This window comes from Ferribacterium limneticum (assembly GCF_020510565.1).
Classification (GTDB): domain Bacteria; phylum Pseudomonadota; class Gammaproteobacteria; order Burkholderiales; family Rhodocyclaceae; genus Azonexus; species Azonexus limneticus_B.
The window spans coordinates 559,654-583,874 of record NZ_CP075189.1 but is presented as its reverse complement, the minus strand read 5'-3'; the positions used below and the strand labels follow the sequence as shown (position 1 = coordinate 583,874).

Below are 24,221 nucleotides of genomic sequence, written 5' to 3'. Positions count from 1 at the left end.
CGCTTAACAAAACATGAGCTACAACAGTGGATCATTCAAACTTCATGCTCTTCAATTCGTCCAACTGCTTTTTTGCTGACTCAACACCGTCTGTATAGGACGTCTTCGTTTCTTCAGTCAACGGTGAAAGACCAGCAGACTGGCCGTTGACCTCCGTACAGTGATAATGCAATGGTGCAACAGCGACCAATTTGCCGAAGTAAGTTGGGCTTGGATCTTCAAATCGTCCGATAACTGACTCAACAGCACTCGACTTTCCTAGACCAATAGGGGCGTCAGTTTCAAAGCTGACCCGCTGACTATCAACAGCATTGGCATTCTCAGGTGAGCGCTCAAACGTCAGCTGCAACTGACCACTCTCAATGTTGCAGCCCGAGTTATTTGTCACCGTAATTTTGATCTTGTGGTCAAAATATTTCTGCCGATCCTCCGGCTTTGAGACACCAATTACTTGGTAGCTCTCACGACCAACAGATACCTTTTTGAATTCCAAATCCTGAGCAACGGCATCATCCAGAAGCTTCTGCCTGCTCACTAGCTGGTCGTTCATGTCAGCGATGGCACGATCATTCTTTACCTTTCGCTCCGCATTCGCTATCTGATGTATTTCGGTGGCAGACTTTCCATCCAGGCTTTTGAGAACCTGCATATTGATTTCTGCAACGCTATCGCCAGTACTCAACCCTTTCATTGCCAGTAGGTTTGCAATCCCGAGGTCAGCCCTGAAGCCATCTCGCTTCTCTTTCGGCAAACTTTCCAGTATTGCTTGCACAGACTTCTCAAATGACTGTTTATCTGAACCGTCTATTTTCGGATCACCACAGCCAGTCAATGAGACAGCAATGGCGAGAGTGATAAAGACCTTCTTCATTTCCTGCTCCATAAAATTGAGCTCCCTTCGTGCTTCAATGCCAGAAAGGCTTAACTTGCCTCGGCACGTTGCCATTTCAGGATCTACGTTGAAATCAAGCTGATAATTGGCCTTGCTGTTTCATCCACCGCCCGTAAGCGGATACAAATACTACCGAGCAAGCACCAGCAACAAATGCAATGGCATACGAAGCCAGGGTTTCTAATGGTGATTGGTTCAACACACGTTATTCCCTAATAAATGGGTCGTAAATGCCGTGGTCGTGAAAGCATCATAACGTCACGATTCTTGGCATGGCAAGGGTTTCAGCAAAACTCGATTCGAACCAAGACCTCGTAAAATTAGGCGTGGTCATACGCGCACGGCGTATGGCGCTCGCCCTTTCTCAAGAGGCCTTAGCCGACTATGCCGAGATTGATCGTTCGCATATGGGGAAGATCGAACGGGGCGAACGTAACGTCACGTTCCTGAACATTTTGCGGATCGCAAAGGCAGTTCAATGCAAGCCGTCCGATCTGTTCATTGAAGCGGGGCTCTGATCTCGTTACGCCTGTTCGACCAAGGCAAGTGCTTTGGCTTCGAGCTTCTGGTTCAAGCTTGTGGCTGGCGTCCTTGAATCGGCCTGACGGGAAGTCAGTGATCGTTCTGCCGTAGCGCTCTCCTGGACTTCGGAAAAGAATTCCTCGACGACCGCGCCGCTATCTTCCTCGCTGTCCTCGAAAGCACCGTTGCCTAGACCTTGTCGGGCTACGTCATCCAGAGCCGCCTGGTTGAAACCAGCCATCTGTCTGGCCTCGTCCAGCCGTTTTGCCTCCCCCAGTGCTTCCTCGACAGACAGGCCACTGCGCACGGTGATGTCCACGTAGTAGATCGGCGTGCCATGGCTCTGCCGCGTCGATTTGCCGCGCAACCTCAGTTCCAGCGGCAAGCAGGACAGCCGATCACCCGAAATGGCCTGAAAGTACTGCAAGCGCGCCGCCAGCGTACGGATGCTGTTGAACCCTGTCGTCCGGAACACGAAACTTCCCAGTGGATCGTCGTCAGCCAGCGCAACGTTCAAGCGGCCATAGGGTTTGCAACCACCATTTTTCGCCAACGAACAGCCATCCGGGGACGGACAGGGTAGCGACTTGATGCCATCCTCGGACTGACGTTTGGAGGTTTCTCCGTTGCCAACGCACAAAGGCCTGCCCGTATTACGGTCGAACAAGCTGTACTCAGCCCGGAAATTCAGAACCGGATCGTTGAACAGCAGCCGGATCGGAATGCTGCGTATTTTTCCGCCCTGCTCCTTGCGCAGGCCTTCATCGTGAGGATGGACCAGCCAGCCATCCTTGTTTTGCACCTGGCTAGTGATGGTGAATTGGTCGTCCTTTTCCGGCAGACGCTTGCCAGCTTTTTCGACGACCTTCCCGATGGAAATCCGACCTAGGATTGGCGGAGTGATAGCAAGACCCTTCAACATAATTTGTGGCTCCTGTAAAAATCACCGATTGCTTACGCTGACCAAGGTCGGCGTGAGCATTCGGTGATTTGAATCAAACGATGAGAAAGCGCCGACTGCCTGGTTTCGTAGCGGCGTAGCGCTGTTGCAGATCGGGTAGGTCCTTGAGCAGTCGCGTCATATCCATAACCACGATGTCTTTGGACTTCTTCCAGGTAACGCTGCCGGTGTCGAAATCAGCCCGACTGGCATCCCCCATGACTTGCTGCAAGGTCTGCTTGAGCTGGGCTTCAAGCTTTTCCTGCTCGGCAATCGACTGACGTACGGCTACCAGGTCGGCAAAGCAGGCCGACAGGTTCCGTTCATCCTTGAAGTCCAAGGTTTGGCCTTTGTCTTCGGGATATAGGCAGCGCAATGCGGTATCAGCCGAGTCGGAGCCATCGGCCGGTGGTGGCGTATCGGTTTCAACGAAGTGCCAGAACTGCCGCTCCAGTTCGATCAGGCGAGCAATCAGGGATTCGTCACGTTCAATACGATGGATTTCCAGATGCTGTCCACCCAACAACACTGCTACATCAGCAGCTTGTTTGCCTGTGACTGCCAACTGGTGATGGACCTGCAACTGGACATACTCAGGGACGCCATCCTTCCAGAGACGAACGCCATTGATACCGGCGGTTTTGCATTCTAGGATCTGGACATCTGGTGCGCCCGTGACTTCTCGGTCGATATTGGCCAGCATCCACGGCAGAGCCGGATCAGGGTGCTGCAACACGGCATTGATGCGCCGTACCCGATTGCCGGTGCGCTTGGTATAGTGGGCTGCAACGATGGGCTCCAAGATGTTCCCCCAATACATTGGGCTTTCCTCATCGTGCGGATCGGCCTTGGGCAATCCACCATCACGGCCCGTTTTAATGAGCCACAATTCGAGTGGCGACTGATAGGGATTAAGCCCGCAGGCTGACGCTGCGTCAGAACTACCTATCCCTTGCTTGCGAACGGCTAGCCAGTCTTCACGGGGAAGTTCCTTGGTATTGACCAGCTTGAGTGCCGGACGATTCTTGATCGGACTGGCATTGGGTACGGCTTGAGATTGCATGTTGATTTCCTTCCTGAAATGCAAAATACCCAGTCAGCCATAAGCTGAACTGGGCATTTGCTGGGGATAAAAGGGTGAAACAGTGATTCAGGAGACGAGTTGCAGAGCGGTATCGAGGGCTCGCTGTTTGATAACAGCGCCTTGCCCAAACCACGCGGAATCCATGCGGTACTCCGTGCTGCGGGCACGGCGTTCGTGATCCACATATTCCGTCACGGCGTTGAGTAACCCCCACGCGCTGCACTTGGCTGCATCTAGCTCAGCTCCTTTGCCTTGTCCGTCATAGAGCGCCTGGACGCGTTTCAAGGCTCGTTCGTTGGCCAAGCCAGCCGATTCGACATTGCCTGGTTGGACATCGCAAAGCACACGAAGAAAGTAATTCATGGCCTCGTGTGATTTCACCTTGCGTTCGGCCAGGGTGCGCATGCGATACATAAAGCCATCGAATTGGGAAACACAGATGCCGAGTTGCTGCTTGACCGCTTGCGGATCGAAACGAGTGCTGTGTGGCACCTTGATCGCTTGCGTGGCACCGTTGACCGCAATGGTCAGGGTGTTGTTGCAGACGACGCGGATGGTGGTCGGGGTAGCAGTGGTTGCCAAACTACCGTCACAAGAGGTGGCCAACAACAAATAGCCATTGACTTGATCGTTGCCCTTGAGCGCTGTCGATTGACCGGTCTTGGCCAAGGCCCAGAATTTCTTGCCCCCTTTAAGTACACCGGCCGTTTCCAGCTCGTAGCCGGAAACGTCGGTGAGATCACGGTAGAACTCCAGCACCTCGCGGGGCTGCACTACTTGATACCGCTGAGAAACGACCGACAGCGCTTCCTTGGTGTCAGACCGATAGAGCACTTTCTGATCTTCGAAGGAATGAATGCTGCCCAGACTGCCGATGCTGTCAGCCATGAAGCGGACTGGGCTTTCCTTGATCTGCCAGTCCATGCCTGCCTCACGCTGCCAGACTTCGATGGATTGTTTTGCAGGAAGATGATTGCCGAGACCATGCCAGGGTTCGGCGCCGACGTAGGCCATTTGAGAAACGAGGTGTGCCATGGGATTTCCTTTCAGGAAAAGTGGACGTGACAAAGCTGCTGAGAACAAACAGCGGGCAGTCAAAAACAGGAAAAACTGACTAAAAAACGGTGAAGCTAAATGTATGGCTACAGTCGAGACACCGATAATTGCGCAGAACACGCCGATCGATGATCGCGCCCAAACGAGCACCAGCCAGGCTGCCAGTAACACAACCGACCATGCTGCCGACGACAGCGCCAGCAAGACCACCAATGACGGTTCCAGGAAATCCGGCAATCAGGCCAACGATTACGCCTGCCTCTGCGCCAGAAAGAGCACTAGCCCATCCACTAGCAGCGCCAGCAGCACCACCTACGACACTGCCTGCATGCTTAGCAGCGTCACGGGTCACCACACGTCTCGAATTGCAATGCAGACAACGAGTGTTCATACCTAATCTCCAGATGATTGATGAAATATTTCGCAATCGGCGAAGCCATTGCGCACTCCATCTGGTGATATGTAATTCAAATATTTTGGAATCCAGAAAGCGAGGAGGAAACCGCGCAAAACCGCGGATTTTTCCGCTGATTGACCTATACGGACTTGCTCCAGTAGGGCCAATCCATCTGGCTTACAAGGCACTCGCCAAGAATCTGGAAAACTGACGGGCATCCTCAGTAGTGAGTCATTGCATATATAAGAGTGCACTGCTTACCACTGCCCCAGCAGGAAGATAGCCGAACTGATTCAGTAGGAAACGAGACGAAGGAAGCAAAAAATCGCTTGCAAGCTACAAAATCCCCTGATAGATTTGTCGGCGAGGTATTACAAGTGCTGGCAAAAGAAGCCGGGACAACATCAAGCCTGCAACGGCAAATAATGGGTCGCAAAATCCCGCCTCGCACAATCAAGGCTCTGTCCTTGGTCTGGTCGTAAGCCCTTTGGGCCTACCTGATCGGCGCAAATAACGTTTTTTATTCTTAGTTTCGCACTCGCGCTTTTCATCGTGCTGCTCATGCTCGTCTAGAGCCTTGGGCTGTCGATGTTCGCGATGCGTATTCTAATTTTTGCGACCTCGGCACGCAGTGACAAACCTGCGGCTAAATTCGATGGAAAAATCATGAACACTTTACTCATCCGCATGCGCGAACTCAGCAAGATGCTCAATTACGGCGAGTCGACGCTGTACGACAAGATGAACCCAAAATCGCTGTACTACGACCCCGATTTTCCACGCCCCATCGCGCTCTCTAGCTCGCCGCGTGGAGCCAAGGCGTGGCGCATAAGTTCTATTGAGGCCTGGCTGGAGTTACGGGCACAGAAAAGCCTCACGCCGAGCGAATCCTCGTCTTCTCGCAATCCGCATGACAACCGGGATAAGTTCGAAATCCCACCACAATCAAAAACACTCGGAATGCCGGTGGTTAGCGAAAAAACGATTCGGAACAAGGAGACTTCTGGTGCTACGACACAGAAGCCGACTATATAGTGTTTCTGAAACAAAAATAATAACAACCTTTTGAATCAACAACATCGATGAACAAACACAACCAGGTTGGTCACCTACCAACCTGATTAACTATTCGAATACCATGAAAAAATACAGCACCCGAGATGTGGTCAGCGCTATAGCAAGCACGACAACCTATCAATTCAACCGACACGGACATATCGAGCACGACGTCAGCCGTGACTTTGCGACGCACGGCCTCTTGGAAAACATCATTCGCGAGCAGCAATACATCGAGAGCCTGGACGCAAGCAATGGCGTGGCCTTCCAACTGGACCGAGATCGCTCTCGGACCTGGATTTCCAAGGAGCATGCGGCCGGGCATCGTTTTTACCACTTGATTGCAGCTCCCAAACCAAATCCTCCTCTTGCCTATCGATTCGGCGAGGTGTCTGACTTACTGCACGAGGTAGCCGTTGAGCTGAACATCCACCGAGCGATGTTCTCTGGCAATCCCATGGCCGTCGTTGGTATTGATGGCTATCGCGAAGCCGAACTCGCGAATGCTTTTGGTCAGCGAGTCTACGAACGCAAGAAAAATACCGTTTTCAAGGATCGGCTTAACGCCCAGAAACGACGAATTAAACAGGCAAATGCCAAGGCCATGCGCCTCATTGAGCGCTCGATGGACGGACGAAGCCAGTTGCGCTGCGAACGCGTCGAACTGACCTTTGAACGAGAATGGCCCGAGCTTCCGTTGAAGGAGGCGAACAAGCGTTTTCAGCGCTTCCTAGAAGCTCTCTACGACGGGGGATTACCATCTGCGGTGGCTGGCCTGTGGTTTCGCGAGCACCTCTCTGAGACTGGATGGCGTTTCCATTTTGTCTTCCTTATCGATGGCATGCATCCCTCCTCGGCACGAGACCAGGTTGTACAGGAACTTCAAAAGCTTTGGTCACAATCAGCAAAATCCAGAGGGCATACTTTTCCGCTTTTGGCAATGCAAGATCAGCCCAGAACCTGGGGCAGTACCGGGCTGCTGATCTACGTAAAGAGCCAGCTGCTGGACAGCATCGCATTGATGCTCCACCGCGAGCTGCACTTCCGGCTGGATACGCCACCTGAAATGGAGCATTTCGGCACTATAAAACTGGCATCTTCGATGAATACGGAAACTAGTATTCAGGGCTTGAATGGGTGTGTTGCAGGCGTGCAGCATCAAGCGAGTCACATTCCAACCACGCACCTTACGGCCTTGCCGTTGCTATAAATCCGGAGGCTAAAATGAGCAGATACTTGCTGGATGACGAGAATTTTTCCAGAACGGTTTATTCAAACCTATCGGACACGCTATTTAATGATCCTCGCTTGAAAGAGCGTCGCAACCTGCAAAGGCAGTACGCCAGAGCACTGAGCAAGCTCGAATCCTTCGTTGCGGATGCACTGGCAAGCAAAGAGGTGCCTTTTATACCCAAGATGAGTGAAAACTTTGAGAAGGGCTACCATCAATCGACACTGGCACAGAAGCATTTCAGGTCCGTAGCTCAGTCGATCGCCATGATCGGCACTCTCTCTGACAAATACCTGTACAGCGAATACATCGACACATTTCGCCAAGCCTGTTCAAAACTCGGCATTATCGGAAAAACCTTTGATTGGGGCGTTTACAAGGCGCCAGTGCTACCGTGCTTGGAGTTCAATAACCTACCAAATGCAGTGGTCTTCAACGAATTGTGCCGTGAATGCAAGGAAATCTACCGTACGTGCGGATACGCTGCCAAACGAAGCACTAGGATTCGAGATCTAGCCAGGATTTCCGATAACTTTGTTGAATACATGGATTCTGTCTTCCAAGTCACGGATGATATTGTCGTATCAAGGCTCGAACTCTTCTATCTCCCAACGTTGGCAGACTCGATTACGCTTGAGCGGGCCTGCGAAGATCTGAGTCGTCTGGTTGAATACTATCGATGCAACAAAATTTTCCGTCACAAACTCTGCTTTATGGCGAAAATTGAACTCGGGCTCTTGGGTCGGATTCATATCCACCTGATACTCGTGTACGACGGATCAAAGCCTGACTTACCTAATCACATCACGATTGGACGCCGAGTCGGGGCATACTGGAGCGGAACCATTACCAAAAACACCGGTGACTATTGGAACGTGAACGACAAAATTCATGAATTCGAGAGATGGGGCGTATGTGGGATAGGCCCGATCAACATCAATGATCATGCTCGCAGGGAAAACTTCCGGACTCGTGTCGTCCGTTATTTGCTGAAACCAGATCAGTTCGCCAAGCTTAAAACCGGCGATTTACACAAACTGCTTCGTCGTGGCAAACCGCTGATAATACTGATGGCCGCGTAAGCTATTCAAGGGAATTTTCTCGTTCTTTCGCCTTGCCGTTAGATCAGGCAACCTTTGAAGCAGGAATACCGCCGATGCCCTTCTTAAGGCGGTCCTGCTCATCGGCATACCACTGCATCAGCTTCTTGCGCTCTTCATAGTGCGTTGCACGATCATAGGCACCGACTACTGCGTTCTTCTTCCCATGTGCGAGTGCAGCTTCAAGTACAGCTTCATTCCAAAGCAAAGACTCTCCGGCATGAGTGCGAAACACAGCCCTGAATCCATGCGCATCGACAATCTCATGCCCAACAGTTCTCCGAATAGCCTTGAGGATAGCTATGTCGCTGATAGTCGTTGCTTTCGAGCCTCGCTTACTGGGGAACAGATACTCCTTGCTAGCAGTTAGCAGCTTGAGTTCCTTGAGCATGGTGACAGCTTGCAGAGGCAAGGGAATGCGATGCTCCTGGCGAAGCTTCATGCGTTCTGCGGGAATGGTCCAGCATGCCTTATTCAAGTCAAACTCTGACCAGCGTGCATCCCTAGCCTCACCAGGGCGCGTTGCCGTCCAGAGGATGAGGCGGATGCAACAGGCAGTTGCAAATTCACCATGGAACCCATCCAGACGATGGAGAAACCCAGGCATCTCATTCCAAGGCAAGGCCTTCATTTGGCCTTTCTTGTGTTTGGCGAAGACGTTCTTACGCAGCGCTTGGGCTGGGTTATCGCCTTTGAATCGTCCATCAGCTTTGGCCAAATCGAAGACTTCGCCCGCTATCTGCAAGATAAAGCGCAGCATATCGAGGCTACCGCGAGCTTCGATGGGTTTCAGTTCATTCTTGAGTAGCGCCGGCTCAATCCGTCCGATCGGTACGTCACCGAGACAGGTATAGAGATTGGCCTTCAGCGCGCCTTCGATTTTGTTGTAATAGCTAGCTGAAATGCCGTTCCGCTTTTTGATAGAAAGCAGTTCCTCTGCAACGGCCTTGAAGGTAATGGCGGCTTCGGCTGCCTTTCCAAGCTTATCGAGCTTTCGCTCCAAGACTGGATCGGCACCGGATTTCACTCGCCGACGCTCTTCGTTGGCAAGATCTCGCGCTGTCGCCAGATCCACATCGGGATAACTACCGAGTTGTACCGATGATTCCTTGCCGTCCAGTGTAAAGCGGAACTGCCAGTATTTGCTACCGTTGGGTTTGACGACAAGCCGTAGCCCGCCACCGTCGGGAAAAATACGCGCTTTACCCGTTTCGGCTGGTTTTGCCTGCCGAACCTCGACAGCCGTCAATCTTGACTTTACTTGTGCCACAACGATCTCCGAGAAAAAACGGGTAACAAAAATCACGAACAGAATCTATTACCCGTGTTTTTACCCGTTTTTTACCCGGATCACAATGGATGCCTTTGGAGAGTATCGGACATGAAAAAGGCCGGAACCCTTGTATTTACTTGGGTTTCCGGCCTCTATCGGACTACTTTGGAGATATTTTTGGTGGTGATGGGCAGAATTGAACTGCCGACCTGTGGGTTATGAATCCACCGCTCTAACCAACTGAGCTACATCACCACGCTTGAGGGCGCGGATTATAGTTTGCCGGGGGTTGGCGGGTCAACCAAATTTCCGGTCGGTTATAATGGCGAACTTTTGTGCTGCGCGACGACCTAAGCGGCACCCACTGATTTGTGAAGTGTTACCCATGCCCAAGAAATTATTCATCCGCACCTTCGGGTGCCAGATGAATGAGTACGATTCGGACAAGATGGCCGACGTGCTCAATGCCTCCGAGCCGATTGTCAGGACCGACAACGTTGAAGAAGCCGACATCATCCTGTTCAACACCTGTTCGGTGCGCGAGAAGGCGCAGGAGAAGGTTTTCCACGACCTCGGCCGGGTTCGTCACCTGAAGAAGCTGAATCCGAACCTGGTGATCGGCGTTGGCGGTTGCGTTGCCAGCCAGGAGGGCGATGCAATTGTGGCGCGGGCACCTTACGTCGATATCGTCTTCGGGCCGCAGACCTTGCACCGTTTGCCGCAGTTGATGGCTGAGCGGAAGGCCAAGGGCAAGGCGGCGGTCGATATTTCCTTCCCGGAAATCGAGAAGTTCGATTCGATGCCGCCGGCTGAAGTGAAGGGCGCCTCGGCGTTCGTCTCGATCATGGAAGGCTGCTCGAAGTTCTGCACCTTCTGCATTGTGCCTTACACGCGCGGCGGCGAGGTTTCCCGGCCGTTTGAAGATGTGCTGACCGAAGTGGCCGGACTGGCTGCCAATGGCGTCGGCGAAGTGACGTTGCTTGGCCAGAATGTGAACGCCTATCGCGGTGACATGGCCGAGACCGACGAGAAGGCCGATCTGGCGCTGTTGATCGAGTACATCGCCGAAGTGCCGGGCATCGAGCGCATTCGTTACACGACCTCGCATCCGCGCGAAATGACGCAGCGCCTGTTCGACACCTACGCCACCGTGCCGAAACTCGTGTCGCACCTGCATCTGCCCGTTCAGGCCGGTTCTGACCGTGTGCTGGCGGCCATGAAGCGCGGCTACACGACGCTCGAATACAAGTCGATCATCCGCAAACTGCGCGCGGCACGGCCGGACATTTCGCTGTCCTCTGACTTCATCGTCGGCTTCCCCGGCGAGACGGACGAGGATTTCGAGAGGACGATGAAGCTGATCGACGAGGTCGGTTTTGACAGCTCGTTCTCGTTTGTTTACAGCCCGCGTCCGGGCACCCCGGCGCTGGAACTCGATGATTCGACACCGGCCGAGGTCAAATCGGCCCGCCTGTTGCGTTTGCAGAAGCGTATCGACGAACAGGCGCAGGCGATCAGCCAGACGATGGTCGGCAGCATCCAGCGCGTGCTGGTCGAAGGCACGTCGAAGAAGGACGTGCATGAACTGGCCGGGCGTACCGACAACAACCGCATCGTCAATTTCGCTGGCAATCCGCGGCTGATCAACACCTTCGTCGATGTCCGCATCACCTCGTCGCTGTCGCACACGCTGAGAGGCGAAATTGTCATCCGCGAAGACTGATAAGCCGGCGGCGCGGGCCAAGCCTGCTCCCAAGACCAAGCCGGTGGAAATCGCCCTGGCGCCGGTCGAAAACGTCCTGCTTGCCAACCTGTGCGGCCCGCTCGACGAGAACATCCGGCAGATCGAAACGGCCTTCGATGTCGTCATCCGTCGGCGCAATGAACGCTTTTCCGTTTTTGGCGAAAAATCCCGGTTGACCGTGGAAGCGCTCCAGCATTTCTACGGCATGGCGCGCCAGGCGCTGACCGTCGACGAAATCCAGCTCGGCCTGATCGAACTGCTCAATGCGCCGGTGCGCCGCATTTCGCGCCGCGCCGAAGGCCCGGTCGACGGTCCGCAACTGATCACCCGCAAGACCGAACTGCACGGCCGCACGCCGCGCCAGGTCGAGTACCTCAAGCACATCCAGGAACACGACATCACCTTCGGCATCGGCCCGGCCGGCACGGGCAAGACCTATCTTGCCGTCGCTTCCGCCGTCGATGCCTTCGAGCGCGATCTGGTCGAACGCATCATCCTGACCCGGCCGGCGGTCGAAGCCGGCGAACGCCTCGGCTTCCTGCCCGGCGACCTGACGCAGAAGATCGACCCGTATCTGCGCCCGCTCTACGACGCGCTCTACGACCTGATGGGCGCCGACCGCGTCAGCAAGCTCTACGAAAAGCGCGCCATCGAGATCGCGCCGCTCGCCTTCATGCGCGGCCGCACGCTCAACCACGCTTTCATCATCCTCGACGAGGCGCAGAACACGACGCCCGAGCAGATGAAGATGTTCCTGACCCGCATCGGCATCGGCGCCAAGGCCGTAGTCACTGGCGACATCACCCAGATCGACCTGCCCAAGGGCCACAAGAGCGGCCTCAACGAAGCCATCAGCATCCTCAAGGGCGTGCGTGGCCTGGCTTTCACCCATTTCAAGAAGGAAGACGTCGTGCGCCATCCGCTAGTCGCGCGCATCGTCGAAGCCTATGAATCCAACACCAAGCAAACGCCTTAACCTGTCGGTGCAATATGCCTGTAACCGTGAGGGCTTACCCTTGCGGGCGGATTTCGTCAAATGGGCGCGTGCCGGGCTGGTTGGCGGCGGCGAAGTGACGATCCGTCTGGTCGACGCCGACGAAGGCCGGACCTTGAACAACGAGTACCGAGGCAAGGATTACGCAACCAACGTGCTGTCCTTTCCGTATGACACGGAACCGCTGGTGACGGGCGATCTGGTCATCTGCCCGAGTGTCGTGGCGCGTGAGGCGGCCGAGCAGAACAAGCCGCTGACCGCGCATTACGCCCACCTGACGGTGCATGGTATGCTGCATTTACAGGGTTGGGATCACGAAAACGACGATGATGCCCAGGCCATGGAAGACGAAGAAAGGGAGATTCTCGCCGCGCTGGGTTATCCAGACCCGTATGCGGTTTAAACATCATGGACAGTGACAGTAAACCGAGTTTCATTGAACGACTGACTTCCCTGCTGCTGCGCGAACCTGAAGACCGCGAGCAGCTACTGGAAATTCTGCACAGCGCCCACGAGCGCAAACTGATGGACGCCGACGCGCTGACCATCATCGAAGGCGCGCTGGCCGCCGCCGACACCCGCGTTACCGACGTCATGGTGCCACGCGCCCAGATGGACGTCATCGACATCGACGACCCGCTCAACGAGATCATCCCCATCGTCATCGAAACCGCCCATTCGCGCTTCCCGGTGGTCGATGGCGACCGCGACAAGGTGCTTGGCGTGCTGCTTGCCAAGGATTTGTTGCGCCTGCAGATCGAACCGGAATTCAATTTGCGCGACTGGCTGCGCCCGGCCGCCTTCATCCCGGAATCGAAGCGCCTCAATGTGCTGCTCCGCGAATTCCGCGTCTCGCGCAACCACATGGCCATCGTCGTTAACGAATACGGCGGCGTCGCCGGCTTGGTCACCATTGAAGACGTGCTCGAACAGATCGTTGGCGACATCGAGGACGAATACGACTTCGACGAAGCGCACGACAATATCCGCCTCGACGCCTCCGGCCGCTACCGCGTCAAGGCGCACACCGAAGTCGAGGACTTCAACGAAGCCTTCAAGACTGCCTTCTCCAACGAGGAATTCGACACCGTCGGCGGCCTCGTCCTGCACCACCTGGGTTGCGTGCCCAAGCGCAACGAGGTGATGGACATCGACGGCATCCGCTTCCAGGTTCTGCGCGCCGACAGCCGCCGGCTGTACACCCTGCTCGTCACCCCGCCCGCACCCCCCCAAGCCGGTGCTGAAAACGCTGCTGGCTAAAAACAGGGCAATGCGCTACCTGATCGCCACGACCATCGGCGTCGTCGGCGTCGGCTGCTTCGCGCCCTTCGGGTTGTTCTGGCTGGCGCCGCTCGTCTGGCTTGGCCTGTTCGTGCTGCTGCGCGAGGCTGACAGCCCGCGTCAGGGCCTGCTCACCGGCCTGGCTTTCGGCATGGGCTTTTTCCTGACCGGCGTTTCCTGGGTCTTCGTCAGCCTCTCGGTCTTTGGCGGCATGCCGTGGTGGCTGGCCGGGCCGGCTGCCTTCCTGTTCTGCACCGTGATGGCGCTGTTTCCGATGGTCGCCGGCTACGTCTTCAAACGCTGGCAACCGGCGGCATTCTGGCGGCAAGCCCTGCTCTTCGCCGCGCTGATTGCGGCGGCAGACTGGCTCAAAGGCTGGATATTCACGGGTTTCCCTTGGCTCACTGTCGGCTACTCGCAAGCCGCACCCAGCCCGCTGGCCGGCTTCGCGCCGCTGCTCGGCGTGCATGGCCTGTCGCTGCTCGTCGCGCTGAGCGGCGCGCTGCTCGTCCGCTGGCGGGTCGGCGCGCCGTTTGCGGCGCTGCTCGCCATGATCGGTTTCGGCCTGCAGCAGGTGGCGTGGACGACACCAGTTGGCGAGCCGATCAGCGTCGCGCTGGTCCAGGGCAACGTGCCGCAGGAAATGAAATTCCGGCCGGAAGCCTTCTTTCGCACGCTCGACCTGTACCGCGAACTGATCACGCAGAACCCGGCGCAACTGACCGTACTGCCGGAAACGGCCATCCCGGTCTTCATCGACCAGATTCCCGGCGAATACCTCGACGAACTCAAGGCGCTGGCCAAACGCCAGAACGGCGACATCATCTTCGGCACGCTGACCGGCGACGACCGCGGCTATTACAACAGCGCCGTCAGCGTCGGCACCTCGCCGCTGCAGGTTTACAGCAAGAACCATCTGGTCCCCTTCGGCGAATTCATCCCGGCCGGCTTCGCGTGGTTCATGGCCTATGCCAACATCCCCATGTCGTCCTTCACGCGCGGGCCGGAAGTCCAGACACCGCTCGCCGTCGCCGGCCAGCACGTGGCGGCCAACATCTGCTACGAAGACGTCTTCGGCGAAGAGATCATCCGCGCCCTGCCGCAGGCCGGCATCCTGGCCAACCTGTCGAACACCGCGTGGTTCGGCCATTCGCTCGCTCAGCCGCAGCATTTGCAAATTTCCCGGATGCGCGCCGCCGAAACCGGCCGGCCGATGCTGCGCGCCACCAATACCGGGATGACCGCGATCATCGACGCTCAGGGACGCCTCACCGCCACCCTGCCCGCCTTCACGACCGGCGTGCTGCACGGCAACGTCCGCGCCTACGAGGGCATGACGCCCTTTGCCCGCTTCGGAAACGGGCTGGCGCTCGGGCTGATGGCGGCCTTGGCCCTCCTCGGCCTGACCGGAAAGCGCCGGCGCACCGCCTGATCGCGCCGGACAGCGCGGCAAAAATTTCAAAATTGGCCGTTTTTTTCCGGTTGACCGTGGAATCGGTGTAATTCGCGGGCCATTGCGCAAACATTGAGCGAAAAGATTCACTCTATAATTGGGCGCAGAACTCCCGCTCGCTGGCGATTTACTGCTTTCTTCCCACCCCTTCACCCAGGCTGAATGAGCATGCAATTCCTTGAAAATCTGCCGTTGGGCAAATTTCTGCGCTTCATATCCTTGATGGTCTTCGTGGTGCTGCTGATCATCGGCGGCGTCGGCATTGCCGCCTTGCAAAAGGTGTCCTCAGCCGCCTCCTTGATGGGACAGGGCAAGGACGTCGTCGCCGACATCCTGCCGCCGCCGCTTTATGTCATCGAAGCCCAGCTGGTCGCCTACGACATCGCCAGCGCGACGGTTGAGCAGCGTCCGAAACTGATCGAAAAAATTGCTCAGTTGAAGAAAGATTACGACCTTCGCAACAAATTCTGGAGCGAGAGCGATCTCGACGCCGGCGTAAGAGGGAAGTTGCTCGGCGAACAGCGCCGCCAGGCCGACCTGTTCTGGGCCGAACTCGACAAGAACTTCATGCCGGCGGTGGCCGCGCAGGAGCAGGCGGCAATGGACGCGTCGCTCAAGCAGATGCGCCAATACTACGAAGCCCACCGGGCTGGCGTTGAGGAGACCGTCAGCGTGGCCGGCCAGTTTGCCGAAACGTCCATGCAGCAACTGCTGGAGACCAGCCGGAACAGCAGCATTCTGGCGATCATCGCCGGCATTCTGGGCTGTGCGCTGGTCGTGCTCGGCATGAAATCGCTGGCCGCGTCGCTGAATCGGCGGATCGGCGGCGAGCCGTCCGAAGCCGTCGACGTGGCCAACCGCATCGCCCGCGGCGACCTGGGTGGCACGGTCGTCGTTCAGCCGGGCGATTCGGCGAGCATGCTGGCAGCCATGAAGTCGATGCAGGACAGCCTGGGCGGCCTGGTCGATGAAATCCGGCAAATGGTCCATGCGGCGGAAAAGGGCAATCTCGGCAAACGGATTCCCCTGGCCGGAAAACAAGGTTTCGGCCAGGAGATCGCCGCCGCCCTCAACCAGTTGATGGTCGTTACCGACACCAGCCTGCAAGACGTTTCGCGCGTCGCCTCGGCGCTGGCCGCCGGCGATCTTTCGCAAAAAGTGGACGCGGTTTACCCCGGGGCTTTCGGGCAGACGGCCAGCGCCGTCAATGCCACGGTGAGTGCCCTGGTGCAGGTGGTCGATGAAGTGCGCGCCATCGTCGATGCCGCAGCGCAGGGGGATTTTGCCCAGCAGATCGACACCACGCGCAAGCAGGGCTATGCGAAGACGCTGATCGACCTGCTCAACAGCCTGAGCGCCACGGCCGAACAGGCGCTTTCCGACATTTCATCGGTGTCGCAAGCGCTGGCCGAAGGCGACCTGACGCGGCGGATCGAAAAGCACTATCCCGGCCTGTTTGGCGAAACGGCCGAAGGCCTCAACGCCACGGTGGACAACCTGCAGGGGCTGATCGGCAACGTCGTCGGCGCTGTCGATACGATATCAACCGCCGCCCACGAGATTTCCGCCGGCAACAGCGACCTCTCAGTGCGCACCGAAGAACAAGCCTCCAGCCTGGAAGAAACGGCGGCGAGCATCGAAGAATTTACCGCCACGGCCCAGCAGAACACCGACAGCGCCAAACAGGCCAACCGCCTCGGCCAGTCGGCCGCCGAAATCGCCCAGCGCGGCGGCGAGATCGTCAGCGCTTCGGCCGCCACCATGCTCGAAATCCGCGACAGTTCGCGCAAAATCGGCGACATCATCAGCGTTATCGAAGGCATCGCCTTCCAGACCAATATCCTCGCCCTCAACGCCGCGGTCGAAGCTGCCCGCGCCGGCGAGCAAGGCAAGGGCTTTGCCGTCGTCGCCACCGAAGTCCGCGCCCTGTCGCATCGTACGGCGCAAGCCGCCAAGGAAATTTCCGGGCTGATCCGGGATTCAGCCGGCAAGGTCGAACACGGCACCAAGCAGGCCGAAAAAGCCGGCCAGAGCATGACCGAAATCATGGCCGCCATCTCGCGCCTGTCCACCCTCGTCGCTGGCATCAGCGCCGCCTCGGTCGAACAGACCATCGGCATCGAACAGGTCAACCAGGCGGTCGCCCAGATGGACGAAGTCACCCAGCAAAATGCCGCCTTGGTCGAAGAAGCTGCCGCCGCTGCCGAATCGCTGGAAGAACAGGCGCAACAACTGAAGCAGCAGGTTTCGACCTTCAAGCTCAGCCACGGTGCGCCGAGCAGCGGATCGGGCATCAAAGCCCTGCCCTCGCGCGGATCGCCCGGCACCGCCAGGGCGAGGGCCGAACTGCACGCCCCGTCGAGCGAAGACGCCGAGTGGTCGGTGGTCTGAGACCACCTCGAGCGGGATCGCCTCCGGGTTGGCCGTGAGGCGAGAATTTCAAATTTCGGCGATTTTTCCGGTTGACCGTGGCATTGCGCAGCCAGCCGGCGCCGAGCCTCGGTTAAGGCCCGGCAAGCCGCAAATCAGCCGCGGTGGTCCAGCCACCAGGTCAGTCCCTGCACGTTGAGTTCGATATCAGTCGCCAGAATGTCGAGGATGGTCTCTTCGGGCAGCATACAGCCGTGGGCGCGCAACTCGGCCAGCAGGTAGGCGGTGAGCTCCTGTTTGGTCGCGGCATGGCGGGATTCGCCGTCCTTGGCGTGGGCTTCGGCGATGGCGACGTGGGCGTCGAGGCGGCGCTGCAGGTTGGCGACCTGGGCCGGCAGGTCGCCAACCTGGGCGTAGTGGGTCAGGTACATCGCTTGCGGCTTGTAGCTCATCAGGCGGTCGATCGAGGCACGCATTTCGGCGTGGTCGAACTGGGTCGGGCTGGTCGTCGGCTGGATGAACTGGCGGCCGTCGACGTCGAATTCGCGGTACGAGAGGCCGAACATGTCACCGGTAAAGATGGCCTTGGCCTTCTCGTCGACGATGCAGATGTGGTGTTTGGCGTGGCCCGGAGTGTCGATCATGAGCAGTTCACGACTACCGAGCCGAATGGTCAGGCCTTCGTGGGCATCGATGATGCGGTCGGCCTGGATGGGCAGGATGTCGCCGTAAACGTTCTCGACGTATTCCTTGCCATAGACGGCGGTGACGCCGGCGACGAGCTTGGACGGCTCGGCCATGTGGCGCGAGCCGCGCGGGTGGACAACCAGCTTGGCATTGGGGAATTCGCGCATGAGCGAGCCGGCGCCGCCGGCGTGGTCGAGGTGGATGTGGGTGAGGATGACGTAATCGACGGCCTCGCGGCCCAGGCCGACCTTGGTCAGCGCTTCGAGCACGTTGGGCAGCGAGTCGTTGCTGCCGGTGTCGATGAAGGCGACGCGGCCGTCGTCGACGATCATGTGGATGGCAGCCAGGATCGGGCGCACGTAGCCGGCGTCGAAGGCGATGATGCCGTTGCCGTAGTCTCTCCAGTCGAACATTTCCATACTCCTGCGTATTGATGGCGGCGATTATACTGGCGGCCTGACGATTTCGAAGAGTGAGCCGATGACGCATTTCGTGGCCGACGATGGCGAGAAGATTCACGTCAAAATTTCCGGCGAGGGTTCGCCGCTGATCCTGCTCCATGGCTGGACTTCCAGCGCGCAGGAATGGTTCCCGTTCATGGCCGAGCTGAATGCGAGGCACCGCGTCTTTCGCTGGGATGCCCGCGGTCACGGCGGTCATACGCTGGCCCATGCCGGTTCGGCGACGGTCGAGCGCATGGCGCGCGATCTGCGCAACCTGATCGACCATTACGGCCTGCACGATGCCACCGCCGTCGGCCACTCGATGGGCGCACTGACACTCTGGCAATACCTGCGCGACCACGGCACGCACGGCCTCGGCAAGCTGTGCCTGATCGACCAATCGCCCAAGCTGCTGACGGCCGACGACTGGGAACATGGAATTTACGGCGATTTTCCGGTTCACCGTAACGATGAACTGGTCGACTGGCTACGCGACGACTTCGCCGAGGGCGTGCTCAAATTGACGGCGCACGGCCTCAACAAGCGGGCCGAGGAGAAGTACCTGCAGAACGCCTCAGGCTGGCAACGCTCGCGCGCCGCGCTGCAGGCCCAGAACCCGGAACCGCTGATCAACTGCTGGCTGAGCCTGACCGCCGCCGATTATCGCGACGTGCTGGCCAACATCCCGCTACCGACCTTGCTCGTCTATGGCGGCGAGAGCAATTTCTACCACTCGTCGACCGCGCACTTCGTCGCCGACAATATTCCGAACGCGGTATTGCGCATCTACGAAGGCACCGACCATTCGCCGCACCAGTGGCAGCGCGAGCGCTTCGTCCGCGAGTTGATGGACTTCATCAACCCGCCGGACTAAGCCGTGATCAGGTCGTCCGGAACTTCTGGACGGCCTGTTCGAGGCGCAGCTTTTCGGCCAGCACCTTGGTGGCGTAGCGCCGCTCCGGATCGCTGGTCGCCCCGGCAAATTGCTGCAGGCCGTTTTCCAGCCCGCCGTTGCGGCGGATCGACTCCTTGAGCACCTTGGCGCCGACCTGGACATTGATCACCGGATTGAGAAAGGCGGCCTGATCGGCGTCTTCCGGCAACTTGTCCTGATGGAAACGCGGCATCACCTGCATGAGGCCCTTGGCGCCGACGACGCTTTCGGAGAACGGATTGAAACGCGACTCGATACCGATGACGGCAATGATGAGCAGCGGATCGAGATGCAATTGCCGACCGGCCGACTGGGCCGTGGCGAAAATGGGCTCCAGCGCATCCGGTGCGACGCGATAGCGCCGGGAGACGTAGTCCATGGCACCGCGCATTTGGGCACTGAGGGTCTCGGTAGCGGGGTCGATATCCTCGACCGCCAGCTCGTCGTCCAGCGCCACTTCTTCACCGGCCGGCAGCAGGAACTTCAAGCCGCCGAGCATGGTGGGGTTGCCACTTTGGACGCCGACCAGGACAAGTACGAACAACACGCCGGCCAGCATCAGGAACTTCTGAAACATTGAAGACGCGAGCGCCGACAGGCGAAGCATCGATGAGGGAAAAACTGTTGAGGTAAACATGCGACCTCCTTCACTGTTGCCACTGCCAAGAAGCTTCCTCGACAGCGAACGGTTACAGGGGGTACGACATCGGCCAGAGCCCAAGAGAGGGGTCGCTGGATACCGCAGCCAGACAGGCGAATTGCCACGGAAACCGATGCTGCACCGCAGCATTGATTCCAGTGTATTGATTTATATGGTTATTGTCAATCCATCACTCGCCACACAGGGGATTCAGTGTTGCATCGCCGCAACAAAAGCGCTTGAAACGCTGCCTCGGCGTCCAGTCAAAAACAGGCCGAAATACGACATTTCAATTTTGGCCAATTTTTCCGGTTGACCGTGGAATCGCCTAGCCGGCCTTGATCCGCTCGGCGAAAACCTGGCGCAACTTGAGCGCCTTGGGCGCCACCACGGCCATGCAATAACCCTGGTAAGGATTGCGGCGAAAATACTGGTGGTGATATTCCTCGGCAACGAAGAAAGTCGAGGCCGGCGTCACCTCGGTGACGATAGGCGCGCCCCAAATGCCCTCGCCATTGAGGCGGGCGATCATCGCCTCGGCCACGGCCTGCTGGCCGACATCGTGGAAGAAGATGGCCGAGCGGTATTGCGTGCCGACGTCGTGCCCCTGACGATTCAGCGCGGTCGGATCGTGGATCGTGAAGAAGGCCGTCAGCAGCGTCTCGAAGTCGATCTTCGCCGGGTCGAACTCGATCTGCACGACTTCGGCGTGGCCGCTGTCGCCCCGGCACACCGCCTCGTAGCTCGGCCGCGGATCCTGCCCGCCCATGTAGCCGGGCAGAACAGAGACAACGCCGTCAAGTTGTTCGAAAGCCGCTTCGAGGCACCAAAAGCAGCCACCGGCCAGAGTCGTTTTTTGCGTGGTCATCGTTTCCGCCATCATCGTTCCTGTTATTCATCCAGAGATGTGGCAGACAGTATGGCACCGGCTTCGTTCCGCGCCATCCATGGCAAAAGCAAGTAAAATCGTGCGTCTCAGAACATCACCGATTGCATCCGATGAGCACCACCAAAAAACCGACGTTTCAGGAAATCATCCTGCGCCTGCAGCAATATTGGAGCGACAAGGGCTGCGCCCTGCTCCAGCCCTACGACATGGAAGTCGGCGCCGGCACCAGCCACACCGCCACCTTCCTGCGCGCCATCGGCCCCGAGCCATGGAAAGCCGCCTACGTGCAGCCGTCGCGCCGTCCCAAAGATGGTCGTTACGGCGAGAACCCGAACCGGATGCAGCATTACTACCAGTTCCAGGTCGTCCTCAAGCCGGCCCCGGACAACATCCTTGAACTCTACCTCGGCTCGCTCGAAGCCCTCGGTTTCGACCTCAAGAAGAACGACGTGCGTTTCGTCGAGGATGACTGGGAAAACCCGACACTCGGCGCCTGGGGTCTCGGTTGGGAAGTCTGGATGAACGGCATGGAAGTGACCCAATTCACCTACTTCCAGCAGGTCGGCGGCATCGACTGCAAGCCGATCACCGGCGAAATCACCTACGGCATCGAACGCCTCGCCATGTACCTGCAAGGCGTCGAAAACGTCTTCGACCTGACCTGGACGGAAGGCCTGACCTACGGCGACGTCTATCACCAGAACGAAGTCGAGCAGTCGGCCTACAACTTCGAGCACAGCAACGTCGAATTCCTCTTCCACGCCTTCGGCAAGCATGAAGAAACCGCGGTGCACCTGATGGGCAACCAGCTCGCCCTGCCCGCCTACGAGCAGGTGCTCAAGGCCGCCCACACCTTCAACCTGCTTGACGCCCGCGGCGCCATCTCGGTCACCGAACGCGCAGCCTACATCGGCCGCATCCGCAACCTCGCCCGCGCCGTGGCGCAAGCCTACCTCGATTCCCGCGCCCGCCTTGGCTTCCCGATGGCGCCGAAGGAATGGGCCGCCGAAGTGCTGGCCAAGCTGGAAGAACAGAACGCAAAGAAAGCTGCCTGATATGTCGTCGAAAAACCTGCTCGTTGAACTGTTTGTTGAAGAACTGCCGCCCAAGGCACTCAAGAAGCTGGGCGAAGTGTTTGCTGCCACGCTGGCAACCTCGTTGAAAACTACTGGTTTGGCCGCGTCGACCGCAGCCGTCACCGCCTACGCCTCGCCGCGCCGCCTGGCTGCCCACGTCACCGAGGTCGCTGCCGTTGCCGCCGACAAGCCAGTGGTCCAGAAACTCATGCCGGTTGCCGTTGGCCTCGACGCCGCCGGCAACGCCACCCCGGCCCTGCTCAAGAAACTCGCCGCCCTCGGCGCCGACGCTTCCTGCGTGCCCAACCTGCGCCGCGAGAATGACGGCAAGGCTGACGTCCTGTTCTATGAAAGCCTGGCCAAGGGCGCGACGCTGTCCGAAGGTCTGCAAAAGGCCCTCGAAGCCGCCCTCGCCGCGCTGCCCATCCCCAAGGTCATGACCTATCAGTTGCAGGACGGCTGGAGCAGCGTCAATTTCGTCCGCCCGGCGCATGGCCTCGTGGCATTGCACGGCAGCGATATCGTGCCGCTGGCCATTCTCGGCCTCAACTCGGGTCGTGAAACTCATGGTCACCGTTTTGAAGCCGTCGTCGATCCGGTCGTCTTCGCCCATGCCGACGAATACGCCACGAAACTGGCGACCGACGGTGCCGTCATCGCCTCCTTCGCCGAACGTCGCGCCGAAATCGCCCGCCAGCTTGAAGCTGCAGCGGCCAAGGCCGGTGGCAAGCCGATTGACGACGATGCCCTGCTCGATGAAGTCACCGCACTGGTCGAACGCCCGAACGTGCTGATCGGCCAGTTCGAAGAAGAATTCCTCGCCGTGCCGCAGGAATGCCTGATTCTGACCATGAAGGCCAACCAGAAATACTTCCCGCTGCTCGACGCGGCCGGCAAGCTGACCAACAAGTTCCTCGTCGTCAGCAACATCAGCCCGGAAGACGCTTCGGCCGTGATCGGCGGCAACGAGCGCGTCGTGCGTCCACGGTTAGCGGATGCCAAGTTCTTCTTCGATCAGGATCGCAAGAAGTCGCTGGAAAGCCGCGTCATCGGGCTGTCCAAGGTCGTCTATCACAACAAGCTGGGCACACAGGGCGACCGCGTCAACCGGGTCACAACAATTGTCGATGCCATCACCTCGTTGCTAGCACGTGCAGAGAAACATTACGATTTGTTGCCTCAAGGCCCGCAAATCGAAGAGAACCATCCGGAACTCAGCAAGACGTGGAAAGCCTCCCGAACCGCCTCGTTGCTAGCAAAGGCCGACCTCCTGACCGACATGGTCGGCGAATTCCCGGAGCTGCAGGGCATCATGGGCCGCTACTACGCGCTGCATGACGGCCTCAGCGCCGAGATCGCCGATGCTATCGAAGACCACTACAAGCCCCGTTTTGCCGGCGACAGCTTGCCGCGCGGTGTGGTTGGTACCATCGCTGCACTAGCGGATAAGCTGGAAACGCTGGTCGGCATGTTCGGCATCGGGCAGATCCCGACCGGCGACCGCGACCCGTTCGCGCTACGCCGCCATGCGTTGGGGGTAATTCGGATGTTGTCCGAGAACAATCTTCCTATTGGATTGGACCATCTGCTGTACCAGGCCGAGTTTGCGTTCATGAATATCGATGGATTCAAGAGCAACCCAGCCCAACTAGCAGACTTCATCTATGACCGCCTTGCCGGTAGCCTGCGCGAGCAGGGTTACTCGGCGCAGGAAGTCGATGCTGTGGTGTCGCAGCGGCCACAACGGCTGGGCGATATTCCCAAGCGTCTGGCTGCCGTGCGTGCCTTCTCTGCGCTACCGGAAGCGGCTGCACTCGCGGCTGCCAACAAGCGCGTCGGCAATATCCTCAAGAAAGCAGAAGGTACTGTCGAACCGACGGTCGACAACGCCCTGCTCAAGGAAGCGCCGGAAATCGCCCTGCACGATGCCCTCGTCGATGTCGTGCCGCAGGCCGATGCCGCCTTCGTCACCGGCGACTACGCCGAATCGCTGCAGGCGCTGGCCGCGCTGCGCGCCCCGGTCGATGCCTTCTTCGACGGCGTCATGGTCAACGCCGACGATCCGGCCCTGCGCGCCAACCGTCTCGGCCTGCTCGCCAAGCTGCACGTGGCGATGAACAAGGTCGCCGACATTTCCAAGCTGTCTGCCTGAGAGCCGG

The 24,221-nt window shown here is 58.1% G+C and carries 22 protein-coding genes and 1 tRNA gene; 14 read left to right on the top strand and 9 right to left on the bottom strand.

The genetic code is table 11. The annotated features are described in order from the left end of the window. Positions 1 to 31: 31 nt before the first annotated feature. Positions 32 to 871: a DUF6694 family lipoprotein gene (locus KI610_RS02805; RefSeq protein WP_226497177.1), complete on the bottom strand. Its 840-nt coding sequence runs from the start codon at positions 869 to 871 to the stop codon at positions 32 to 34. A 368-nt stretch (positions 872 to 1,239) separates the two neighbouring features. Between KI610_RS02805 and KI610_RS02800 the strand changes: the two genes are divergently transcribed. Continuing rightward, positions 1,240 to 1,410, top strand: a complete 171-nt coding sequence (locus tag KI610_RS02800) for a helix-turn-helix transcriptional regulator (RefSeq protein WP_404827458.1) — start codon at positions 1,240 to 1,242, stop codon at positions 1,408 to 1,410. A gap of 5 nt (positions 1,411 to 1,415) precedes the next feature. On the opposite strand, the gene KI610_RS02795 is transcribed toward KI610_RS02800, so the two are convergent. The 3 genes from KI610_RS02795 to KI610_RS02785 form a co-directional block, all read right to left on the bottom strand. Continuing rightward, positions 1,416 to 2,336: a recombination directionality factor gene (locus tag KI610_RS02795; protein ID WP_226497175.1), complete on the bottom strand. Its 921-nt coding sequence runs from the start codon at positions 2,334 to 2,336 to the stop codon at positions 1,416 to 1,418. 73 nt (positions 2,337 to 2,409) lie between these two features. Further along, a complete protein-coding gene (locus tag KI610_RS02790) occupies positions 2,410 to 3,417 on the bottom strand; it encodes a YqaJ viral recombinase family nuclease (protein WP_226497174.1) in 1,008 nt (335 codons plus the stop codon). An 87-nt stretch (positions 3,418 to 3,504) separates the two neighbouring features. Beyond that, positions 3,505 to 4,731, bottom strand: a complete 1,227-nt coding sequence (locus KI610_RS02785; protein WP_226497173.1) for a DUF932 domain-containing protein — start codon at positions 4,729 to 4,731, stop codon at positions 3,505 to 3,507. Positions 4,732 to 5,557: 826 nt separating this feature from the next. Here KI610_RS02785 and KI610_RS02780 point away from each other — a divergent pair. The 3 genes from KI610_RS02780 to KI610_RS02770 all read left to right on the top strand — a co-directional run bounded on the left by KI610_RS02780 (position 5,558) and on the right by KI610_RS02770 (position 8,260). Next, positions 5,558 to 5,926: a helix-turn-helix transcriptional regulator gene (locus KI610_RS02780; protein ID WP_226497172.1), complete on the top strand. Its 369-nt coding sequence runs from the start codon at positions 5,558 to 5,560 to the stop codon at positions 5,924 to 5,926. Positions 5,927 to 6,029: 103 nt separating this feature from the next. Further along, a complete protein-coding gene (locus KI610_RS02775) occupies positions 6,030 to 7,157 on the top strand; it encodes a hypothetical protein (RefSeq protein WP_226497171.1) in 1,128 nt (375 codons plus the stop codon). Between the two features lie 14 nt (positions 7,158 to 7,171). Then, a complete protein-coding gene (locus KI610_RS02770) occupies positions 7,172 to 8,260 on the top strand; it encodes a hypothetical protein (protein ID WP_226497170.1) in 1,089 nt (362 codons plus the stop codon). Positions 8,261 to 8,303: 43 nt separating this feature from the next. On the opposite strand, the gene KI610_RS02765 is transcribed toward KI610_RS02770, so the two are convergent. Both KI610_RS02765 and KI610_RS02760 read right to left on the bottom strand, forming a co-directional pair. After that, positions 8,304 to 9,584: a tyrosine-type recombinase/integrase gene (locus KI610_RS02765; RefSeq protein WP_226497169.1), complete on the bottom strand. Its 1,281-nt coding sequence runs from the start codon at positions 9,582 to 9,584 to the stop codon at positions 8,304 to 8,306. Between the two features lie 145 nt (positions 9,585 to 9,729). Beyond that, positions 9,730 to 9,806 (bottom strand) — tRNA-Met (locus tag KI610_RS02760). Positions 9,807 to 9,936: 130 nt separating this feature from the next. On the opposite strand from KI610_RS02760, the gene miaB reads away from it, so the two are divergent. The 6 genes from miaB to KI610_RS20060 all read left to right on the top strand — a co-directional run bounded on the left by miaB (position 9,937) and on the right by KI610_RS20060 (position 17,414). After that, complete coding sequence (gene miaB, locus KI610_RS02755) at positions 9,937 to 11,274, top strand: tRNA (N6-isopentenyl adenosine(37)-C2)-methylthiotransferase MiaB (RefSeq protein WP_226497168.1); 1,338 nt, start codon at positions 9,937 to 9,939, stop codon at positions 11,272 to 11,274. Then, positions 11,255 to 12,271, top strand: a complete 1,017-nt coding sequence (locus KI610_RS02750; RefSeq protein WP_226497167.1) for a PhoH family protein — start codon at positions 11,255 to 11,257, stop codon at positions 12,269 to 12,271. The genes miaB and KI610_RS02750 overlap by 20 nt, the downstream gene beginning before the upstream one ends. Further along, positions 12,243 to 12,692 (top strand): rRNA maturation RNase YbeY, encoded by a 450-nt coding sequence (gene ybeY, locus KI610_RS02745; protein ID WP_226497166.1) that lies wholly within the window; start codon positions 12,243 to 12,245, stop codon positions 12,690 to 12,692. The genes KI610_RS02750 and ybeY overlap by 29 nt, the downstream gene beginning before the upstream one ends. 5 nt (positions 12,693 to 12,697) lie before the next feature. After that, a complete protein-coding gene (locus KI610_RS02740; protein WP_226497165.1) occupies positions 12,698 to 13,549 on the top strand; it encodes an HlyC/CorC family transporter in 852 nt (283 codons plus the stop codon). Positions 13,550 to 13,559: 10 nt separating this feature from the next. Further along, positions 13,560 to 15,002, top strand: coding sequence for an apolipoprotein N-acyltransferase (lnt, locus tag KI610_RS02735; protein WP_226497164.1), 1,443 nt, complete (start codon positions 13,560 to 13,562; stop codon positions 15,000 to 15,002). Positions 15,003 to 15,191: 189 nt separating this feature from the next. Continuing rightward, entirely contained in the window at positions 15,192 to 17,414 is a 2,223-nt protein-coding gene (locus tag KI610_RS20060; RefSeq protein ID WP_319004202.1) for a methyl-accepting chemotaxis protein, read from the top strand. Positions 17,415 to 17,548: 134 nt separating this feature from the next. Here the strand turns inward: KI610_RS20060 and KI610_RS02725 are convergent, their stop codons facing one another. Then, positions 17,549 to 18,493, bottom strand: coding sequence for an MBL fold metallo-hydrolase (locus KI610_RS02725; RefSeq protein ID WP_226497163.1), 945 nt, complete (start codon positions 18,491 to 18,493; stop codon positions 17,549 to 17,551). 67 nt (positions 18,494 to 18,560) lie between these two features. On the opposite strand from KI610_RS02725, the gene KI610_RS02720 reads away from it, so the two are divergent. Continuing rightward, positions 18,561 to 19,397 carry an alpha/beta fold hydrolase gene (locus tag KI610_RS02720; RefSeq protein WP_226497162.1) on the top strand — a complete coding sequence of 279 codons (837 nt, stop codon included), beginning with the start codon at positions 18,561 to 18,563 and terminating at the stop codon, positions 19,395 to 19,397. Positions 19,398 to 19,404: 7 nt separating this feature from the next. On the opposite strand, the gene KI610_RS02715 is transcribed toward KI610_RS02720, so the two are convergent. Beyond that, a complete protein-coding gene (locus KI610_RS02715) occupies positions 19,405 to 20,094 on the bottom strand; it encodes a transglycosylase SLT domain-containing protein (protein WP_226497161.1) in 690 nt (229 codons plus the stop codon). A 136-nt stretch (positions 20,095 to 20,230) separates the two neighbouring features. Here KI610_RS02715 and KI610_RS02710 point away from each other — a divergent pair, with 136 nt between their 5' ends. Next, positions 20,231 to 20,413 carry a hypothetical protein gene (locus KI610_RS02710; protein WP_226497160.1) on the top strand — a complete coding sequence of 61 codons (183 nt, stop codon included), beginning with the start codon at positions 20,231 to 20,233 and terminating at the stop codon, positions 20,411 to 20,413. A gap of 12 nt (positions 20,414 to 20,425) precedes the next feature. On the opposite strand, the gene msrA is transcribed toward KI610_RS02710, so the two are convergent. Then, a complete protein-coding gene (gene msrA / locus KI610_RS02705; protein ID WP_226497159.1) occupies positions 20,426 to 20,965 on the bottom strand; it encodes a peptide-methionine (S)-S-oxide reductase MsrA in 540 nt (179 codons plus the stop codon). A 131-nt stretch (positions 20,966 to 21,096) separates the two neighbouring features. Between msrA and glyQ the strand changes: the two genes are divergently transcribed. Together glyQ and glyS are read left to right on the top strand one after the other, a co-directional pair. Beyond that, positions 21,097 to 22,041, top strand: coding sequence for a glycine--tRNA ligase subunit alpha (glyQ, locus tag KI610_RS02700; protein WP_226497158.1), 945 nt, complete (start codon positions 21,097 to 21,099; stop codon positions 22,039 to 22,041). A 1-nt stretch (position 22,042) separates the two neighbouring features. Beyond that, the gene (gene glyS / locus KI610_RS02695; protein WP_226497157.1) at positions 22,043 to 24,214 is read left to right on the top strand and encodes a glycine--tRNA ligase subunit beta; all 2,172 of its coding nucleotides are present in this window, start codon (positions 22,043 to 22,045) and stop codon (positions 24,212 to 24,214) included. The last annotated feature ends 7 nt before the right edge of the window (positions 24,215 to 24,221 follow it).

Bases quoted from the DNA above. Each gene is read 5' to 3' on its own strand.
- KI610_RS02790 (WP_226497174.1), bottom strand. From the start codon at position 3,417: ATGCAATCTCAAGCCGTACCCAATGCCAGTCCGATCAAGAATCGTCCG.
- KI610_RS20060 (WP_319004202.1), top strand. From the start codon at position 15,192: ATGCAATTCCTTGAAAATCTGCCGTTGGGCAAATTTCTGCGCTTCATA.
- KI610_RS02720 (WP_226497162.1), top strand. From the start codon at position 18,561: ATGACGCATTTCGTGGCCGACGATGGCGAGAAGATTCACGTCAAAATT.
- glyQ (WP_226497158.1), top strand. From the start codon at position 21,097: ATGAGCACCACCAAAAAACCGACGTTTCAGGAAATCATCCTGCGCCTG.
- KI610_RS02740 (WP_226497165.1), top strand. From the start codon at position 12,698: ATGGACAGTGACAGTAAACCGAGTTTCATTGAACGACTGACTTCCCTG.
- KI610_RS02780 (WP_226497172.1), top strand. From the start codon at position 5,558: ATGAACACTTTACTCATCCGCATGCGCGAACTCAGCAAGATGCTCAAT.
- lnt (WP_226497164.1), top strand. From the start codon at position 13,560: ATGCGCTACCTGATCGCCACGACCATCGGCGTCGTCGGCGTCGGCTGC.
- KI610_RS02800 (WP_404827458.1), top strand. From the start codon at position 1,240: ATGGCGCTCGCCCTTTCTCAAGAGGCCTTAGCCGACTATGCCGAGATT.
- KI610_RS02805 (WP_226497177.1), bottom strand. From the start codon at position 871: ATGAAGAAGGTCTTTATCACTCTCGCCATTGCTGTCTCATTGACTGGC.
- ybeY (WP_226497166.1), top strand. From the start codon at position 12,243: ATGAATCCAACACCAAGCAAACGCCTTAACCTGTCGGTGCAATATGCC.
- KI610_RS02770 (WP_226497170.1), top strand. From the start codon at position 7,172: ATGAGCAGATACTTGCTGGATGACGAGAATTTTTCCAGAACGGTTTAT.
- KI610_RS02725 (WP_226497163.1), bottom strand. From the start codon at position 18,493: ATGTTCGACTGGAGAGACTACGGCAACGGCATCATCGCCTTCGACGCC.
- KI610_RS02775 (WP_226497171.1), top strand. From the start codon at position 6,030: ATGAAAAAATACAGCACCCGAGATGTGGTCAGCGCTATAGCAAGCACG.
- KI610_RS02715 (WP_226497161.1), bottom strand. From the start codon at position 20,094: ATGTTTACCTCAACAGTTTTTCCCTCATCGATGCTTCGCCTGTCGGCG.
- glyS (WP_226497157.1), top strand. From the start codon at position 22,043: ATGTCGTCGAAAAACCTGCTCGTTGAACTGTTTGTTGAAGAACTGCCG.
- KI610_RS02710 (WP_226497160.1), top strand. From the start codon at position 20,231: ATGCTGCACCGCAGCATTGATTCCAGTGTATTGATTTATATGGTTATT.
- msrA (WP_226497159.1), bottom strand. From the start codon at position 20,965: ATGACCACGCAAAAAACGACTCTGGCCGGTGGCTGCTTTTGGTGCCTC.
- KI610_RS02795 (WP_226497175.1), bottom strand. From the start codon at position 2,336: ATGTTGAAGGGTCTTGCTATCACTCCGCCAATCCTAGGTCGGATTTCC.
- miaB (WP_226497168.1), top strand. From the start codon at position 9,937: ATGCCCAAGAAATTATTCATCCGCACCTTCGGGTGCCAGATGAATGAG.